This window comes from Amycolatopsis sp. Poz14 (assembly GCF_006704225.1).
GTDB lineage: Bacteria > Actinomycetota > Actinomycetes > Mycobacteriales > Pseudonocardiaceae > Amycolatopsis > Amycolatopsis nivea.
In genome coordinates this window covers 4,566,129-4,583,528 of sequence record NZ_JACLHD010000001.1, presented here as the reverse complement: position 1 = coordinate 4,583,528, position 17,400 = coordinate 4,566,129, and the positions used below count along the sequence as shown (strand labels likewise).

Genomic DNA, 17,400 nt, shown 5'->3' with positions numbered 1-17,400 from the left:
CCGCGGCGGCCTGCGACCAAGGTGTCAGCGGCGCGCGCCGTGCGAATCCGTGCTGATACGGAAAGCCGGTACGGAAAACCGGGTCAGGAGCGCTGGGCGGACCAGGCGGCGATCTGGGTGCGGTTGGCCAGGCCCAGTTTGCCCAGGATGTGCTGGACGTGGCTTTCCGCCGTGCGCTCGGAAATGTGCATCAGCGCGGCGATCTGCTTGTTCGTCAGCCCTTGCGCGACCTGCGCCGCGACCTCGGCTTCGCGCGGCGTCAGGCCGGCGGGTGCGTCGCCGCGGAGGGTCGCCGCCAGTTCGTCGGCACGGCGTCGCAGCGGTGCCATCCCGAGCCGCGCGGCCGACGACGTCGCGGTAGCGCACAGCGCGGCGGCTTCCTCGGCATCGCCCGGACGACGGCGGCGCGCCAGCACCTGGGCCAGCTCGAACCGGGCGAGGGCGGCGTGCGGCGCTATGCCGGCCGTGTCGTTGGCGGTGATCCCGAGCCGGATCTCGCGGACGGCCTCGTCCAGTCGCCCGCAGGTCGCCTCCGCGATCCCCAAGTAAGTCCGTACGGAGCCGACGTTCGTCACGGTCCCGGCGCCTCCGGTGACGAACAGGTCGGCGGCGGGCCGCAGGCGGGCGGCCAGGTCTGCCGCGACCTCCGGCTCGCCGAACATCGCCGCCAGTTCGGCCCTCGTCGCGAGCGACGGGAGCAGTGCGGGCTGCGGAAAAGCGTCGGGGCCGGCGGAGCGGCGCACGATGCGCCGGGCACGCTCGAAATCGCCCAGCTGCGCCAGATAAAGCGCGTAGACCGGCGAGGCGAACGCGGGCGTGTAGCGGTCGAACAGCTCGAACTCCTCGGCGGTGAGCAGGTCGCCGCGGCCGACGAGACCGTCGATCATGAGCAGCACGAACAGCGAAACGCCGCGCACCGAGTCGTGCGTGCGGCCTTCGATCAGCCGCACGCACCGCCGGACCGTCGCGACGGCGTCGTCGAACCGGCCCCGGGCGACCTCGACGGCGGCCACCGCGCGCAGGTACTGCCATTGGGCGAGCGGCCTCCGCAACCGGTCGGCCAGCAGCCGCATCGGCCCCAGCGCCGCCTCCGCGTCGTCGACCCGGCCGAGCATCATGTACCCGTCGAACCGCCAGAGCCAGCCCCACAGCGTGGTCTCGTCGTCCTGTTCGGACTGGCCGAGCGCGTGCATCCGCTCGGCCAGCTCGAGCCGTTCGTGCACGCCGTCCGGGCCCGAGCGCGCCATCTGCCGGGACCGCAGCGCCGAGCGGAGCACCTGGGTGTCGCCGAGCCGTTCCGCCATCGCGAGCGCCTCGCCGGACACGCGCTCCGGGTCGACGCCGCCGACGAATCCGGCCTCGCCCGCCAGCAACGCGAGAAGCCGGGCGCGCATCGGGCTGTCCTCGTCGGGCAGCTGGGCCAGTGCCTCGGCGGCCAGCCGGTCGCCGCGGAAGCCGCCCCACGGATCGGAAAGCCCTTCCATGGCAAGGGAAACCGACCCGAGCGCGTACGGGTCGCTCGCTTCGCGCGCGGCGTCGGCCGCCCGCGCGAGGAGCGCTCCGGCGGGCTGGATGTCGCCGTTGCGGGTCAACGCGGTGGCCTGCCGCAGCAACAACCGTCCCCGGTCGCCGGGCGACAGCGGCGCGCCGGCGTCCAGCGCCTGCTGGTAAAGATCGGCGGCCTGCTCCCAGGCGAGGAGGTCCAGCGCCAGGTCGCCCGCGCGCTCCGCCCACGCGACGGCCTCGCCCGGCTCCCCCACCGGCAACGACGCCAGCCAGTGGTGCGCGATTTCCGCGGCCCGTTCGGCGGCGTCGGGACGAGCGGCCAGCCAAGTCGCCATCCGAGCGTGCGCGCCGGCGCTGGTCGCCGTCGGCAGGTCGGCTCGCGCGGCTTCCCGGATGAGGTCGTGGCGAAAACGCCAGCCGTCGCCGCGGACGAGCAGACCCGCGGCACCTGCCTCGTCGAGCGCGCCGAGCACGGCCTCGACCGGATGGTCGGTCACCGCGGCCAGTTCCGGCGCCGCCGGCTCGCTGCCCAGCGCGGCGGCGATGGCGATCAGCTCTCGGCAGCAGCCGGTGAGCCGGGCCAGCCGCGCGCGGACGGTGTCGAGCACGCCGTCGGGCAGCGTGTCGCTTTCGAGCAGCGGGGCCAGTTCGTTGACGAAGAACGGATTGCCTCCGGTGCGGCGGCTGACGACGGCGGCCACGTCCGGGCGCACTGCCTCGCCGGTCGCGAGTTCGAGCTGGCGCTGGACATCCGCAGGCGGGAGGCCGACCAGGCGGACGCGGGACTGTCCGGCTTCGTGGGCCAGCGCCGCCAGCGCCGAGATCAACGCCTCGCGGCCGCCGGTCTCGGTGTCGCGGTAGGTGGCCACGAGCAGCAGCCTCGACCGCGACATCCCGCGCGCGGCGTGCACCAGCAATGCCAGCGACGCCGCGTCGGCCCACTGCAGGTCGTCGAGCACCACAAGCAGCCCGTCCGGCTCGGCGGCGTCGCGCAACTGGCCGGCGACAGCCTCGAACGCCTCGAAGCGAGCAGTCGCCGAGTCGGCCGACGGGTCGCCTTCGGCGAGCGCGGCGGGCAGTGTGCCGCCCAAATCGCGCACGAGCTGCCGGAAGATCCAGTACGGCGGGCTGCCTTCGTCGTCGCTGGCCCGGCCCCAGGCGACCGGGACGCCCAGCGCCGCGGCCCGCGCGGCGGTCTCCTGGGCCAGGCGGGTCTTGCCGATCCCGGGCTCGCCGGTGATCAGGACGAGCTGACCGCGCCCGGACCGCGCCTCGTCGAACCGGGCGGCGAGCAGTTCGGCCTCGCGGGCCCTCCCGACGAACTCGCCTGTCATGCCCAGAACCATAAGGTTCGCCCTGCTTGTCCGCCTAGGCGTGGGAAAGCACTTTCCCGCCCCGGGCGTACACGGCGACGACCCGCCGCAGCGCCGCCGGATCGGCCAGCGGGTCGCCGTCGACGGCAAGGAGGTCCGCGTCGAATCCCGGCGCGACGCGGCCCTTGCGATGCCCGAGCCCGCACACCCCGGCCGCCACGGACGTCATCACGCGCAGCGTTTCGGCCGGGCTGAGGCCGATGCCGCGCAGCATCACCGGCGCGGTCGCGAGGACACCGTGCGGCTTGACCGGCGCGATGCCCGCGTCGGTGCCGGCGACGAACGGCGCGCCCAGCTCGTGCAGCCGCCGCAGGTTGCGCGTCAGGGCGGGCAGCCGGGTCGCGATCTCCGGCGGCGGCGCGATGCCGGGCACCGGCTCCATGCCGACCGTCGCCCCGACGACGACGCGCCGCGCGGCGATGCCGGCCATCAGGTCCTCGCGCACGTCGACGCCGGCCGCGGACCAGAACGTCACGTGCTCCATGCCATCGACCCCGGCGGCCAGCGCGTCGGCGATCGCCGGGGTGCCGTGCGCGTGCGCGGTGACCGGCAGGCCGTGGCGGTGCGCCTCGTCGACCGCAGCGCCCAGCACCTCGACGTCGAACTGGGCGCACTCCTGGCGCGTGCCGGGGGTCATCGTGCCGCCGCTGGCCATGATCTTGACGACGTCCACCCCGTGCTCGACGTGCTCGCGCACGGCCTTGCGGACGCCGAACTCGGTCGGCTCGGCGACCCCGCCGAGGAAGTGGCAGTGCCCGGCTGGCGTGGTGATCGGCGGTCCGGCCGCGACAATCGTCGGTAAGTCCGGCCGGCCGCGCAGCCGCAGGGACAGGTAGTTGCGGTCGCCCAGGTCGCGAACGGTCGTCACGCCCGCCCGCAGCGAGGCCCGGCCCGCCTCCGCCATCGCGGCCAGCGCCTCGTCGTCGGTGCGGGCCGCGAGCGCGCCCACGGCGTCAGTGCTGGCATCGAACGCCAAGTGGACATGGGTGTCGATCAGCCCGGGCAGCAACGTCGCCCCGCCGAGATCGACGACGGGCACGCCCGCGGGCGGCGCCGCACCGGACTCGACGGAGCGGATCACCGGCCCGTCCAGCACCACGAGCGGGTCGGCGAGCAACCGGGATCCGGTGCCGTCGAAAAGCCACGCGGCGCGTATCGCGGTGAGCTCGCGCCGCTCGGTGACAATCAATCGGGTCATGCGGACGACAGTCGCGGGTCGGCCGCGCGGGCACGTCCGCAGTTGTACGGAAACCCGGTACGCAATTGAGCTTTCGAGCTCACGCCTGGAAAAGCAGGCTAGCCAGCAAAACATGCACCGCAGTACCGCCGACGATGCTCAGTACCGCGTTGCGCCGCCAGAGATGCAGCCCGATCGTCACCGCCAGCGCGATGGTCGGGGCGAGGGCGCTCGGGGAAGTCCATGACACGTCGCGCAGGCAGTAGACCAGCAGGATCACCATGACGCCCGCCGGCATGCGGGTGCTCAGGTACTGCACGGTGCGGCTGGCGCGCAGCGGGGCCAGGACGGCGAACGGGAGCGCGCGCAGGCCCCACGTGACCGCGGCGGATACCGCGACCGCGGCGAGGAGGTAGGCGGGGTCAGGCATTGCTCACGCTCCGTTCGGCGACGAGGCCGCGGACGATCAGGCCTCCGACGAACAACACGAACGCCGCCAGCAGCATCTGCCCGGGGAAGACCACGCGCGCGACGACCGCGCTCAGTGCAGCGAGGACAGGGGTCGGCAGGTCGCCCTTGCGGTCGCGGACGGCGTCCAGCGCGAGGACGACGAACAAGGCGGTCATGGCGAAGTCCAGGCCGACGACACCGTTCGGGATCAGCGCGCCGAGCAAGCCGCCGGCGGTGGCTCCGCCGACCCAGAACAGGTGCAGGAACAGTTGCAGCCACAGGATTCGCGCGCCGTTCCATTCGCGGGCGGCGTCCATTGTGGACAGTGCGTAGGCCTCGTCGGTGAGGGCGAACGTGCTGTACGCGCGCGCTCCGCGGCCGCGTACCCGGTGCAGCGGGAAGGACAGCGCGTAGAAGACGTGCCGGACGTTGACCAGGAACGCCGAGAGCCCGATCGACGCCAGCGGAGCCGCCGTCGCGGCCAGGCCGATGAGCAGGAACTCGAACGAGCCCGCGTAGATGAACGTGGTGAAGACGGTCGCCCACCACCAGGCGAGGCCCGAATGCGTGAGGAACGCGCCGAACGCGAGGCCGAGCGGGACCAGGCCGATCCCGACGGACCCGCAGTCCTTCAGCGCGGCCAGCGCGGGCGAGCGATCACGAACAGCCAGGTCGGAGACGGTTTCCACGCTTGGAACACTACGTCAGTCCGGGGCTAATTTGGTGTCCGATCATGGCGCTAGAATGGGCCGGTGAGCAATGTAGTTAGGCTGGATGCACTGGATCGGGATATTTTGTTTCACCTGCGTCAGGACGGCAGGCTGACCAACGTCGAACTCGCCAAACGCGTCGGGCTCACCCCTCCCCCGTGCCTGCGCCGGGTCAAGCGCCTCGAGGACGCCGGAGTGATCGCCGGCTACCGCGCGGTGATCGACCCGGCCACCGTCGGCCGCGGGCTGGAAACGCTCATCGACCTCGAGGTCTACGCGACCGACCGGGCGACGATCGAGGCGCTCGAGGACACCATCGCCTCCTACGAGGAGGTCATCGAGTTCCGCCGCCTCTTCGGCCGCCCCGACTACTTCATCCGCGTCGCGGTCGCCGACCACGCCGCGTACGAGGAGTTCCAGACCCGGAAGCTTTCCGGCCTGCCGGGCGTCCTGCGGGTCACGTCGCACCTGACGATGAAGAAGATCAAGGGCGACGCCTGAGTCCGGTGGCACGATCGCCGCGGTGCCGTCCGGCGTTGAACCGGTGAGGCGCGACGGCACGAACCGGATGCCCACTCGGAGCGGGGCCCGCGGCAGGGCCCCGTTTGCCGTGTCAGGCGCCGGAAATCCCTCCCTCTGAGACAGGTGAGTGATTCGAGGTGGGCACCATGGACGAAAACCTGGCCTGGCAGATCGCGCTGGCACTGCTCCGGGTCGCGATCTCGTGGGTGGCGCAGCAGACAAGGCCGATACCGGCGACTCCCCGGCTCGGGAGTCGCGCTGCGCCGAGAAAGACCCGCTGAACTCCCCGGCGCCGGGCCGGGCGTCGATGCCCGACCCGGCGCTCGGTTCTTCCAGGAGTTCCGCGTCAGTCCATCCGCAAAACAACTTTGCCCAGCTTGCCCGACGAACCCAGCCGGACATAAGCGTCACGCGCCTGCGCCAGCGGATAAACACTGTCCACCGGCACCGTAAGCCGCCCCGCCGCGAGTGCGCCCAGGAGTCCTTGCCGCACCCGGGTCGCGAGCACCGCCTTCTCGACCGTGCTGCGGGCGCGGATCGTCGACCCGAGCACTCGGCCGCGGGCGCGCATCAGGTCGAACAGGCGCAGGGACGCCTCCTCCCCCGCACCGACTCCGATCACCAGGATCCGGCCGTACGGCTTGAGCCACCGCACGCGGCGCAGGCAATCCTTGCCACCGACCAGTTCCACGACGATGTCGTACGGGCCGTGTTCCTCTTCTTGCTCCGGCGTCACGACCGTCGCGTCGGGAACCAAAGCCTGGACGGCGGCGTGCGTCTCCGGGCGGCGCACGCTCGCGACGACATCAGCCCCGGCGAGTGCGGCGACCTGGAGCATCGCGGTGCCGACGCCGCCGGCCGCGCCGGTGATCAGGACTCGGTCGCCGGGGCGGACGTCGGCCTGGTCGACCAGGCCGTCCCAGGCGGTGCTGAACGCTTCGGGGAAACCGGCCGCGTGGACGTCGTCGACCGAGTCCGGGATCGGCAGCAGCAGGCTCGTCGGGACCGCGATGCGTTCGGCGTGGGCACCGCCGCCCACTACGGCCATGACGCGGTCTCCGGCGGACCAAACGGCCGTGGCCGATTTTTCGACCACCCCGGCGATTTCGAGTCCGGGAATGTCGTCCGGCCAGCCCGGCGGGGCGGGGTAGGTGCCTCGGGCCTGCTGCAGGTCCGCCGCGTTCAAACCGGCCGCGCGGATCCGGACCACGACCTGGTCGCCGCCCGCGGCCGGATCGGGCGCCTCGCCGAGTTCGAACTCGCCGTTCCTGATTTTCACCGCGCGCATGCGTGTTCCCCTCGCCCGAATAGCTCCCGCCGCTGCGGGAAATCACGCCACGACGTTAGCGCTCCGGCTTCCCGACACGACTGAGCGAGCCAGCGCCTGTCCCAGCCACTCGTTGATCACCCGCGTCGACTCCTGCCCCGGCTGGTCGGTCAGCGGGACTGGCCGGTGTTCGGGCCAGCTCGCGGCCAGCGTCGCCGGATCGGGTATCGGGCCCAGTGCGGTCAGCAGGGCCGGCAGGGTCGGGTGGAAGCGGGCCGGGCGGCCGGCTGATCGGAGGGACCAGCCGGCCGGTCCGGCGGTGACGCGGACGCCGGGGCGCAGCGTCGACAACCGAGCCGCGACGACAGTGCGGGCGTAGCTTCCCGACAGCACGCCGGTGAGCCAGTCCGTTCTGACAGTCCCGCAACTGCCGCACATCAGGGCATCACGTCGCCGCTGTTCGGGCCGAGCACCTGGCCGACATACAGGTTGCCGCCGGGGTTGGAGGCGAGCAGGACGGCGGTCGGCGCGATTTCCTCGACGGTGCCGAAGCGGCCGAGCGGCAGTTCCGCGGCTTTCGCCGAGCGCCAGTCGTCGCTGATTCCGGCCAGCAGCGGCGTTTCTACCGGGCCGGGAGCGATGGCGTTGACCAGCACGCCTCGGCTCGCCGCTTCCAGGGCGATCGACTTGGTCATCGCGATCACCCCGGCCTTCGCGGCGGCGTAGTGCGCAAGACCGACGCCACCCTTGATGCCCAGTTGCGACGCGACGTTGATGATCCGTCCGTCGCCGCGTTCGAGCATCGGGCCCAGCACTGCGCGGTTGAGCAGGAAGACACTGGTCAGGTCGATGTCGATAGTCTGCTGCCAGGTCTCTAGCGGCATCGTGTCGGCGGGAGCCTCGGTCAGCAACCCGTGCGAGGTCACCAGGACGTCGATCCGGCCGAGCAGACGGGTCGCCTCGGCGACGCCGTCCGCGACCGCTTGTTCGTCGGACGCGTCCATGACCACGGCACCGGTCGCGCCGAGTTCCGCCGCGCGTTCGGTGACCCGCGGCTGGACGTCGGCCAGCACGACGGTCGCTCCGGCGGCGACGAAGTGCTCGGCGATCGCGCGGCCGATGCCGCTCGCCGCGCCGGTGACCAGCGCGGTCCGGCCGGCGAGCGGACTGGGGTCGATCATGGGAATCCTTCCGGTTTCGGTGGTGCGCTAGCGATCACGGGCTCAATCCCGCATCGCGACGGTGAGCGCGCCGTCGACCGTGATCGCCTGGCCGCTGACGTACGAAGCCGCCTCCGAGCTGAGGAACTCGATCACGCTGGCGATCTCCTCCGGCCTCCCGACCCGGCCCCACGGGATCGTGGCACCGGCCCGGCGAAGTCCTTCAGGGCCAAGGGAATTGGCCGCGTCCAGCGACTGCGGCGTCTCGATCAGGCCCGGGACGATCGCGTTCGCCCGGATTCCGCGCGGGCCGAACTCGACCGCGAGGCTGCGGATCAACCCGAGCACGCCTGCCTTCGCGGTGGCGTAGTGCGCGTGCTCCGCCCAGCCGTACACCCCGCCGGCGATCGACGAAATGGCCACGATCGAACCGTCCTCGCGCAGGTGCGGCGCCGCCGCCCGGGCCAGCCGCATCACGCCGTGCAGGTCGACTTGCAGGACTTCGTCCCACTGGTCGTCCGTCATCGCGTCGAAGGCGGCGCGGCGCAGGATTCCCGCGTTGGCGATCACGTGGTCGACCCGGCCGAAGGCGTCCAGGGCCGCGGTCACGAAGGCTCGCACGGACTCGGTCTGGCTGACGTCGAGTTCGACGATCAGCCCGGTGCCGCCCGCCTGCTCGACCCCGGCCAGCGTTTCCTCCGGATCGTGCGGGTCACCGGGGAAACTTCCGATCACGACCCGGTCGCCGCGCGCTGCCAGGCGGATCGCGGCGGCCCGGCCGATGCCGGACGCCGCGCCGCTGATGACCGAAACCGCTGTCATGCCGCTTCCGCTTTCGTTCCGGCCGGGCGCACCGCGGCCCCGGCGTCGGGGGTCACTGTCTTGGTGCCCAGCATGATCAGGCCGGACGCGAACGTCCCGAGCGCGCCGACCAGCAGGGCGGCCGTGGAGAACGACATCGCGTCCGCGACCAGTCCGGTCAGGATCAGGCCGCCGACGATCGCGCCGGGCTGGCTCATCGCGCCGATGAACGTGCTTCCGGTCGCGCGGCAGTCGGTGTCGTAGCACTCGGCCTGGAAGAACATGATCGCGGCGTACGGGCCGAGCAGGAAGAACAGCCCCAGCATGTACGTGACCAGCACGTAGGCCGGGTTCTCCGGGCCGACCAGCATCGCGGCGAAGAAAACGCCCGCCAGCAGCCAGCCGGTCACGATCACCTTCTTGCGGCCGAACCGGTCGCCCAGCCAGCCGTGCGTGAGGTAGCCGAGCGCGCCGACCAGGTTCGACACCACGACCAGCACCAGCGCGTTGCCCGCCGAGATGTGCTTGCCGGATTCCAGCACCGTCGTGCCGAGCACCGAGAAGGTCTGGATGCCGAACCAGTTCACCAGCCAGGCCAGCGACAGCATGATCGTGTTCCGCAGGTGCTTGCCGGAGAAGATCCGCTTGAACGGAGCCGCGTGCTGCTCCTCGAGCCCGACCCGCGCGGCGAAGGCCGACGCCTCGTCGCCGCGGCCCTCCTTGCGCAGCCGCCGCAGCGTCTGCTGGGCGACGAACTGCGGGCTTTCCTTCAGCCGCAGGCACAACAGCGCCACCACGAACGCCGGGATCGTCGCCAGCAGGAACGCGATCCGCCAGCTGCCGGGGCCGAAGACCGCGGTGATCAGGCCGACGAACGCGGCCGCCAGCAGCGCGCCCAGCGGCCAGCCGGTCTGCACGATCGAATAGACGAAACCCTGGTGGCGCTTGATCTTCCGGTCCTCGGTCAGCGCGTAGAGCTCGTTGAGGTAGGTCGCGTTCACCGACTGCTCGGCGAGCCCGAGGCCGCTGATCCCGCGGACGCCGACCAGGCTCGCGGCACCCGCGGTCGCGGCCGTCGCGGCCGAGGACAACGCGGTGCCGCCGACCGAGATGATCATGCCCTTGCGCCTGCCGAGCCGGTCGACCAGCGGGCCGACCGCCAGCACCACGACGAAGGTCCCGACGCTGACCAAAGTGGACACCAGCAGCGCGAAACTCGCGTCCCAGTGGAAACTGTCGGAGATCCGGGGCAGCAGCGTGCCGAACATGATGAAGTCGTAGACCGCGACGGCCCAGGCGAAAAAGGCGATCTTGGTCGCCCGTCTGGTCTCCTTGACCGAGACGGCGGGCAGCCCGCTCCCGGGTGCTGGGGTGGTCATCTGGACGCTCCTGTCGTGAGCCGGGTCAGGCGGTGCGCGGGAAACGCGCCTGGAAGTCCTGGGCGATCTGGTCGAAGGTCGCCCAGCGGACGCCCTCGTGCCCGTTGATGTGCTCGATCAGCCGCTCCAGCATCAGCAGCACCTGCGGGCGGCCGGACACGTCCGGGTGCACGGTGAAGGTGAAGACGGCGTAGTCGAGTTCGCGGTAGACCCAGTCGAACTGGTCGCGCCAGATCTCTTCGAGGTGGCGCGGGTTGACGAAGCCGTGGCTGTTCGGGCTGGACTTGACGAACATCATCGGCGGCAGGTCGTCGAGGTACCAGCTGGCCGGGATCTCGACCAGGTCGGTCTCGGCGCCGCGGACCAGCGGCTTCATCCAGGTCGAGGCCGGCTTGTCGTAATCGATCTTGCTCCAGGAGTCGCCGACCCGGACGTAGTACGGCGTGAAGTCGCGGTGCATCAGCGAGTGGTCGTAGCGGATCTTCCGCTCCACCAGCAGTTCGTTGGTGACCGGCGAGAATTCCCACCACGGCGCGACGTACCCGGTCGGCCGCGTGCCGGTGCGCGCCTGGATCAGCTCCAGGCAGTAGTCGAGGATCTCCGATTCCTGCGCGCGGGTCATCGCGATCGGGTTCTCGTGGCTGTAGCCGTGCAGGCCGATCTCGTGGCCCGCCGCGACCACCTGCTCGAACTGCTCGGGGAAGGTTTCGATCGAGTGGCCGGGCCAGAACCAGGTCGCCGGGAGGCCGTAGCGAGCGAGCAGCTGGTTCAGCCGCGGCACGCCGACCTCGCCGGCGAAGATGCCGCGCGAGATGTCGCCCGGCGAGTCCTCGCCGCCGTACGACCCGAGCCAGCCGCCGACGGCGTCCACGTCGATGCCGAAGGCGACGAAAATTTCCTTGGCCATGCTCAGATTCCTTTCTCACGGTTCGCGCGGCGGCGCAGCCGGTCGGCGGCGTCGTCGGCGGGAAAACGGGACAGCAGCAGCGCGAGCAGGATCCGCGTCTGCGTGAACGGGAGGGCGGTCGCCGGGACCGCGCCGGCGGCGATCGCGTCGACCGCGCCGCCGCTGCCGTAGATGGCGGCACCCGGTCCGAACGGGACCCGGCTCGACAGCGCCACGACGGTCCCGGCGTCGACGGCCGTGCGCAGCGAGCGCAGGTAGCCGCGGTTGAGGTTCCCGGAACCGGTCCCGGCCAGCACGATCCCGGGCGTCCGCTGCTCGACGAGGTGGTCGAGCAGTTCCGGGGTCGCGCCGGGCGAGAGGGTCAGCGTTTCGACGCGGAGCGAGCCGAATCCGGGACCGGGCAACGGAAGCGGCGCGGACCGGACCGGCCGGGCGGTGATCAGCGGGCCGTCGTCGAGCACCTGCCCGATCGGTCCGCCGGACTGCGCGGCGAACGGCTGCGGCAGCAGGGTGTGCGCCTTTCGCAGGCCCCGCGCGGCGAAAAGCTCGCCGGCGAACGAGACCAGCACGCCGAGCCCGCGGGCCTCGGGCGCGGCCGCGACGGCGATCGCCTGCCGCAGGTTGCGGGGCCCGTCGGAGCCGTCGCGGTCGGGCGCGATCTGCGCGCCGGTGAGCACCACCGGCCGGTCGTCGTCGTGGACCAGGTCCAGCAGGAACGCCGTCTCCTCGATCGTGTCGGTGCCGTGGGTGAGGACGATGCCGTCCACCTCGGGGCGGGCCAGCTGGGCGCGCACCGCTTCGGCGATCGAGGCCAGGTCTTCCAGGGTCAGGTTGAACGAGTTCTCCCGCAGCACGTCGACCGGTTCGACCTTGACGGCGGGGTCTTGCCCGGCCGCCGCGAGCAGCGCGCCGGCTCCGTCGGCGGCGACCGAGGCTCCGCCGGGACCCGTGCGGGAGGCGATGGTGCCCCCGGTGGCCAGGACCACGATGTGCGTCATGGGCGTTGAGTGTGAGCTACACAAACGTTTGAGTCAATCGTTTGTGTCAAACGTTTGTGGCGAGGTGCGCGCGGGCCGGGCATACTGAAGCCCGACGACAGGAGGCAGATGCCCGCGACCGTGCGGCCCTTCACCCAGCGGATGATCGCCGAGGACGTGGGCGTCAGCGTGACGACGGTGTCCCGGGTGCTCAATCCGGCGGAAGAGCATCCGGAGCGCTGGGCGTCGCCGGAGAAGGTCGCGGCGATCCTCGACTCGGCCGAGCGCAACGGATACCGCCGCAATCCGCACGCCGCGAGCCTGCGCACCGCCCGGTCGAACGTGATCGGCGTGCTGGTCCCCCGGCTGCAGGACTTCGTGCTGGCGACGATCTACGAGGGCATCGACGAGGCCGCGACCGAGGCCGGGATCTCGACCTACGTCACGAACTCGCTCGACAACCCGGAACTGCAGCGCCAGCGCACCCAGCAGATGCTGGACCGCCGGGTGGACGGGCTGATCTTCGGCGACGCGCACTCCGACGACACGTTCCTCGACGGCCTCGCCGAAACCGGCGTCCCGTTCGTGCTGACCTCGCGCAGGCTCGGCAGGCACGTCTCGATCACCTGCGACGACCCGGCGGGCGGGCGGCTGATCGCCGACCATCTGCTGGAGACCGGCCGCCGGGACGTCGCGATCGTCGCCGGGCTCCCGTTCGCGTCGACCGCGCAGGAACGGACCCAGGGGCTGGTCGACCGCTTCGCCGAGGCCGGGATCGAAATTCCCGCGCACCGCATCGTCTACAACGGATTCGACGCGGCGGCCGGGCGCGAGGCCGCCGATCAATTGCTGGCGCGCAAGCCCTATCCGGACGCGATCTTCGCGACCAACGACTTCGCCGCGATCGGCGCGATGGGTTCCTTGCGGGACAAGGGACTCCAGATCCCCGAGGATGTCGCGCTGGTCGGCTACAACGACACTCCCCTCGCCGCGTCGATCTCCATCCCGCTCACGACGATCCGGTCGCCGATGCACGAGATGGGACGCCGGGCGCTGGCGACGCTGCTGCGCAAGCTGGCCGGGCAAGAGGTGGAATCGGAGCGGCTGCAGCCGGAGCTGATCGTGCGGGCGTCGACGGTCGGCTGAGTTCCGCAGAAGTCCGTGAGGGGAACCCTGACGGAATCTGATTCCCGCAGGGTTCCCCTCACGTCCAGTCCGCCGCGTAGTGGCAGGTCACGATTGCCGGTCCATGGAGCCCCAGTCCGCGGGGGCTTCCTGATCGACCAGCCGCAGCGCTTCGTGCATGACGGCGTCCTCGATCCAGGCCAGCGGCTCCGCGTCCACGACCAGCGGCTCGTTGTCCGGGCCCCGCGCGATCTCCCTGCCCCGCAACAGCCACGGACGCACGCCGGGGCCGCCGCGTTCGCGCAGGTGCTGGTAGTCGTGCAGGCGCCGGGCCAGCCGCAGCCGGAGCGAGCGGCCGCGCCACCACGGCTGCCGGGCCAGCGAGTTCGCCGACAGTCCCGGCAGCAGCATCCCGGTGAGCCCGTCGCGGCTTTCCTCGCCGGAGCGCAGGTCCGCGTCCGGTCCGCGCGACCACCGGACGTACAGGTCGTCCTCGCCGGCCCGGCGGAACGCCGAGACCAGTTCGTCGAGGTCGCGCACGACGGGCAGCCGGTTGTCCCATTCCGTCATGGGCCCGGGATTACCCGCGTCCAGCGGAGGCAACCTCAGCGGGCGACAACCCGCACGCCCCGCAGCAACGGATCCACCGGATCGGGCAGGAACATGCCCGCGGCCACCCCGCTCCGCAGGTAATCGAGCATCGGCCGGGTCAGCACCTCGCCGGGCAGCACGGCCGGGACACCGGGCGGGTACGGGCTCATCGTTTCCGCGACAATCCGTCCGGCGGCCTTCTCGACCGGGATCTGTTCGGCCGGGCCGAAGAAGGCGTCGCGCGGCAGCATGGCCTGGTCCGGTTCCAGGTCCTCGGGTGCGGGCAGGTCCACCGGTTTCGCGCGGGGCAGCTCGTCGGCGTGATCGGACAACGCTTGCAGCGCCTCGACCAGCCGGGCGGCCGTCTCCTCGTCGTCGCCGACGGTCAGCTGGGCGGCGATCCGGCGATGGTCGGAGAGTCCGACGTCGACCCGCTGGTGTTCGCGCAGCCAGTGGTTCGCGTCGTAACCGGAGCAGCCGAGGCCGGACACGTCGATCAGCATTTTCAGCGGGTCCCGGTCGTCCGCCCGGCCGGGGCCGAGGAGTTCGGCGTCGCCCAGCACGGTGATCCCGGCGATGCCGGCCAGCCGCTTCCGGGTGTCCGCGGCCAGCTCCAGCACAGTGTCGAGCAGGCCCTTTCCGTGCTCGACCATCTGCCGTCGCCAGCCGTCGAGTCCGGCGTAGACGAGCGACGACGGGCTGGTCGTGTCGAGCAGGTCGGCGCGCATGGCGAGCACGTCGGCGTCGACCAGGTCGCCGCGCAGGTGGTAGACCGAGCCCTGTTCCAGGCCCGCGCCCATCTTGTGCACGCTCGTCACGCACAGGTCGGCGCCCGCGTCCATCGCCCACGCCGGCAGGTCCGGGTGGAACGGGAAGTGCGCGCCCCAGGCTTCGTCGACGATCAGCGGCACCCCGCGTTCGTGGCAGATCCGCGCGACGCCGCGGATGTCCGCGCAGGACCCGTAATCGGTCGGCGTGATCAGCAGCATTCCCTTCGCCGCCGGGTGTTCCGCGAAGGCCGCCTCGGTTTCTTCCGGCCCGGGCGGATGGGCGAAGTGCAGGGTCCGGTCCCAGCGCGGGGACACCCACACCGGCCGGACGCCGCTCAGGATGAGCCCGGCGACCACGGATTTGTGCACGTTGCGGGAAATCAGCAGCTCTTCGCCCGGGCCCGCGACCGACAGCATCGCCGATTTGACCGACAGCGAACTGCCGCAGGTCGAGAAGAACGCGCGGTCCGCGTGCACCGCGTCCGCCATGAGGTCTTCGGCCTCGTTCAGGACGCCGCGGGTGAGCGCCCGGTCGTCGAGCCCGTTCATCAGGATGATGTCCGAGGCGAACACGTCGCGGCCGACGATCTCCGTCAGCCGGGGGTCGGCGCCGCGGCCCTGTTTGTGCCCGGGCGGCAGGAAGGACACGTGCCCGGACGCGCGGAACCGCCGGATCGCCTCGAGCACTGGTGCGCGGGAATGATCGGCCACCCGCCCCGCTTACCCAGCCGGGCCGGTCTCAAACAACGACCCGTTTCAGGGGCCCCGGAAGGGGTAATCCCCGCTGGTCTTCACCCGGAGACGGAGGAATCATGACTCAGATGACAGAACAACCGCAGCAGGCAGGCGGCTCGCTCGCGACGCCGCGGCGCACGTGGATCGGCGACCACGACCCGACGGACCAGAACTGGCAGGAGGTCGGCGACGAGATCCAGCTGGCCGCCCAGCGGGCCGGAAGGGCGTGGCAGCAGCCGGAAACCGATTGACCGAAACCCCGGGAACGACGACGGCGAAGAGGGATGATCGGGCAGGCGCAGGCGCCTGAACGTCCTCCGGCTTTCGCCGCCGTCGCTTTGTGCGCACCCTCGACCGCCGTCGCCGCACCCCTGTCGACGGCCGGGTCGTCGCAGGTCAGCGCGGCGCGGGTCGGCCAGATGGCCGATGCCGGGACGGGGTTGCCCGCCGACTGGCCTGAATGGACGGACTTTTCGGACGATCCTGTCCGTCCCCCGGTCTCCCTACCTTCGGAGCGCTCCCGCTTCCCGCAGAAGCGGACCGTTGCCGAAGGAGTGCGCATCGATGAAGATGCTCGTGGGGCTCGCCGCGCTCGCCGTCGCGGGAGGTCTGGTCGCCGCGATCTGCCTGGCCGCCGACTCCGGCGGCACCGACTGGCAAGCCGCGTGCGGAACGGCCCCGGCTTCGACGGCGGGCAAACATCCCGGAGCCGTCGCGGACGCCCGGAAAGCGTTGCTGAGCAACGGGAACGACCCCCGGCTCGAAATGGAGGTCGTCGACCTCGACGCGTGCGCGGTGGAGGTCGGCTGGAAGGCCGATCAGCCGCAGCCGACCGCGTCCGTGGTGAAACTGCTCATCGCGCTTGATCTCCTCGACCGGTCCGGGGTCCCCGAAGACAGCGAGGCCGACGCCGTCCACGCCATGCTCGCGGCGAGCGACGACCGGGTCGCCAGCCGGTTCTGGCAGCAACTCGGCGGACCGGCCATCGTCCGGCGGCAGGCCGGGAAACTGGGGCTCACGCACACTTCGCCGCCCGACGATCCCGGCCAGTGGGGGTCGACGAAGATGTCGCCGGAGGACGTCGTCACGGTGTACCGGCACATCACCTCGGCACGGTCCGACGACGAACGCGATTTTCTGACCGAGGCGCTGGAAAGCGCCCCGCTCACCGCCGCCGACGGGTTCGACCAGCATTTCGGGATCCCGCGTGCCTTCCCCGGTGCGACGTGGGCGATCAAACAGGGCTGGGGCACGTCGGAGGGGCGGCGGGTGCTCAACACGACCGGTCTGGTCCGGACCGGGTCGCGGACGTTCGCGGTCGCGGTGATGAGCACGTGGGACGACAGCATCGATGTCGGGACCGCGACCAAGGCGCTCACTACGGCCACGGGGGCGTTGAAGGATTCGCTTGTCGCCAACGGCAAGCTCACCTGAGCTTTGTCCTTTGTGGACCCACACGGGTGCCCAGTTCAGGCTTTGGCGCTCTGCAGTTTCAGCGGATTCTTCGGCGCGTCCGGCCGCGCGTCGATCATCCGCTGCCCCAATTCCCGCAACTGCTTGCGGCCCATGGCCGAGCGGACCTCCGGGAACCACTCATCCTCTTCTTCCTCGACGTGGTGGCGGACGTTTTCGGTCAGCACGGTCACCTTCGCGTCGAAGGTTTCGTCCTCCGGGTCCAGGTCGAGCAGCTCGGACAGCATCCACACCACGACGTGGTGCTCCTCGACGCTTTCCAGGACGTGGTCCTTGGTCTCCGGCACGGCTTCCTTGGCCGCCGGGTAGAAGATCTCTTCCTCGATGTAGGCGTGAATGGTGAGCTCTTCGATGATCGAGTCGACGATGCGGCGCTTTTTCTTGTGGGCCTTGTCGCCCGCTTTCTCGAACTCCTTGAAAAGCTTCTCCACCGTCTTGTGGTCGTTCTTGAGCAGCACGATCGCGTCGGTCGACATC

Annotated in this window: 19 protein-coding genes; 5 read left to right on the top strand and 14 right to left on the bottom strand. The window is 71.2% G+C overall.

Annotation, left to right across the window (positions count from 1 at the left end):
* Nucleotides 1–83 precede the first annotated feature (83 nt).
* The 4 genes from FKO37_RS21870 to FKO37_RS21855 all read right to left on the bottom strand — a co-directional run bounded on the left by FKO37_RS21870 (nt 84) and on the right by FKO37_RS21855 (nt 5,195).
* A complete protein-coding gene (locus FKO37_RS21870) occupies nt 84–2,840 on the bottom strand; it encodes an AAA family ATPase (protein ID WP_238605617.1) in 2,757 nt (918 codons plus the stop codon).
* A gap of 34 nt (nt 2,841–2,874) precedes the next feature.
* A complete protein-coding gene (locus FKO37_RS21865) occupies nt 2,875–4,077 on the bottom strand; it encodes an amidohydrolase family protein (RefSeq protein WP_037810801.1) in 1,203 nt (400 codons plus the stop codon).
* A 79-nt stretch (nt 4,078–4,156) separates the two neighbouring features.
* Nucleotides 4,157–4,486, bottom strand: a complete 330-nt coding sequence (locus tag FKO37_RS21860) for a branched-chain amino acid transporter permease (RefSeq protein ID WP_037810800.1) — start codon at nt 4,484–4,486, stop codon at nt 4,157–4,159.
* A complete protein-coding gene (locus tag FKO37_RS21855) occupies nt 4,479–5,195 on the bottom strand; it encodes an AzlC family ABC transporter permease (protein WP_078870362.1) in 717 nt (238 codons plus the stop codon). Before FKO37_RS21855 ends, FKO37_RS21860 begins: the two co-directional genes overlap by 8 nt.
* 63 nt (nt 5,196–5,258) lie before the next feature.
* Here FKO37_RS21855 and FKO37_RS21850 point away from each other — a divergent pair, with 63 nt between their 5' ends.
* Both FKO37_RS21850 and FKO37_RS47215 read left to right on the top strand, forming a co-directional pair.
* Nucleotides 5,259–5,717 carry an Lrp/AsnC family transcriptional regulator gene (locus FKO37_RS21850; protein WP_037810799.1) on the top strand — a complete coding sequence of 153 codons (459 nt, stop codon included), beginning with the start codon at nt 5,259–5,261 and terminating at the stop codon, nt 5,715–5,717.
* A 167-nt stretch (nt 5,718–5,884) separates the two neighbouring features.
* Complete coding sequence (locus FKO37_RS47215; RefSeq protein ID WP_255807025.1) at nt 5,885–6,019, top strand: hypothetical protein; 135 nt, start codon at nt 5,885–5,887, stop codon at nt 6,017–6,019.
* A 65-nt stretch (nt 6,020–6,084) separates the two neighbouring features.
* Here FKO37_RS47215 and FKO37_RS21845 read toward each other — a convergent pair whose 3' ends face one another.
* Genes FKO37_RS21845 through FKO37_RS21815 form a run of 7 tightly spaced genes read right to left on the bottom strand, consistent with a single transcriptional unit; the run spans nt 6,085 to nt 12,250 of the window.
* On the bottom strand, nt 6,085–7,026 hold the full coding sequence (locus FKO37_RS21845) for a zinc-binding dehydrogenase (protein WP_037810798.1): 942 nt from the start codon (nt 7,024–7,026) through the stop codon (nt 6,085–6,087).
* Nucleotides 7,027–7,068: 42 nt separating this feature from the next.
* On the bottom strand, nt 7,069–7,398 hold the full coding sequence (locus FKO37_RS21840) for a hypothetical protein (protein WP_158714444.1): 330 nt from the start codon (nt 7,396–7,398) through the stop codon (nt 7,069–7,071).
* A gap of 44 nt (nt 7,399–7,442) precedes the next feature.
* Nucleotides 7,443–8,186, bottom strand: coding sequence for an SDR family NAD(P)-dependent oxidoreductase (locus tag FKO37_RS21835; protein WP_037810795.1), 744 nt, complete (start codon nt 8,184–8,186; stop codon nt 7,443–7,445).
* Between the two features lie 42 nt (nt 8,187–8,228).
* A complete protein-coding gene (locus FKO37_RS21830) occupies nt 8,229–8,987 on the bottom strand; it encodes an SDR family NAD(P)-dependent oxidoreductase (protein WP_238605616.1) in 759 nt (252 codons plus the stop codon).
* Nucleotides 8,984–10,345: an MFS transporter gene (locus FKO37_RS21825; protein WP_051728785.1), complete on the bottom strand. Its 1,362-nt coding sequence runs from the start codon at nt 10,343–10,345 to the stop codon at nt 8,984–8,986. Before FKO37_RS21825 ends, FKO37_RS21830 begins: the two co-directional genes overlap by 4 nt.
* A gap of 25 nt (nt 10,346–10,370) precedes the next feature.
* Entirely contained in the window at nt 10,371–11,252 is an 882-nt protein-coding gene (locus tag FKO37_RS21820; RefSeq protein WP_043839932.1) for a polysaccharide deacetylase, read from the bottom strand.
* Between the two features lie 2 nt (nt 11,253–11,254).
* Nucleotides 11,255–12,250: an asparaginase gene (locus FKO37_RS21815; protein ID WP_238605615.1), complete on the bottom strand. Its 996-nt coding sequence runs from the start codon at nt 12,248–12,250 to the stop codon at nt 11,255–11,257.
* 108 nt (nt 12,251–12,358) lie between these two features.
* Here FKO37_RS21815 and FKO37_RS21810 point away from each other — a divergent pair, with 108 nt between their 5' ends.
* The gene (locus FKO37_RS21810) at nt 12,359–13,375 is read left to right on the top strand and encodes a LacI family DNA-binding transcriptional regulator (protein ID WP_037810787.1); all 1,017 of its coding nucleotides are present in this window, start codon (nt 12,359–12,361) and stop codon (nt 13,373–13,375) included.
* A gap of 87 nt (nt 13,376–13,462) precedes the next feature.
* On the opposite strand, the gene FKO37_RS21805 is transcribed toward FKO37_RS21810, so the two are convergent.
* Complete coding sequence (locus FKO37_RS21805) at nt 13,463–13,924, bottom strand: DUF6098 family protein (RefSeq protein WP_238605614.1); 462 nt, start codon at nt 13,922–13,924, stop codon at nt 13,463–13,465.
* Nucleotides 13,925–13,959: 35 nt separating this feature from the next.
* Nucleotides 13,960–15,426 carry a PLP-dependent transferase gene (locus FKO37_RS21800; RefSeq protein WP_043839928.1) on the bottom strand — a complete coding sequence of 489 codons (1,467 nt, stop codon included), beginning with the start codon at nt 15,424–15,426 and terminating at the stop codon, nt 13,960–13,962.
* Between the two features lie 101 nt (nt 15,427–15,527).
* Between FKO37_RS21800 and FKO37_RS21795 the strand changes: the two genes are divergently transcribed.
* Both FKO37_RS21795 and FKO37_RS21790 read left to right on the top strand, forming a co-directional pair.
* Complete coding sequence (locus tag FKO37_RS21795) at nt 15,528–15,701, top strand: hypothetical protein (RefSeq protein WP_158691544.1); 174 nt, start codon at nt 15,528–15,530, stop codon at nt 15,699–15,701.
* 313 nt (nt 15,702–16,014) lie between these two features.
* Nucleotides 16,015–16,884, top strand: a complete 870-nt coding sequence (locus FKO37_RS21790; protein ID WP_238605613.1) for a serine hydrolase — start codon at nt 16,015–16,017, stop codon at nt 16,882–16,884.
* A 35-nt stretch (nt 16,885–16,919) separates the two neighbouring features.
* Here FKO37_RS21790 and FKO37_RS21785 read toward each other — a convergent pair whose 3' ends face one another.
* On the bottom strand, nt 16,920–17,399 hold the full coding sequence (locus FKO37_RS21785; protein WP_238605612.1) for a hemerythrin domain-containing protein: 480 nt from the start codon (nt 17,397–17,399) through the stop codon (nt 16,920–16,922).
* Between the last annotated feature and the right edge of the window lies 1 nt (nt 17,400).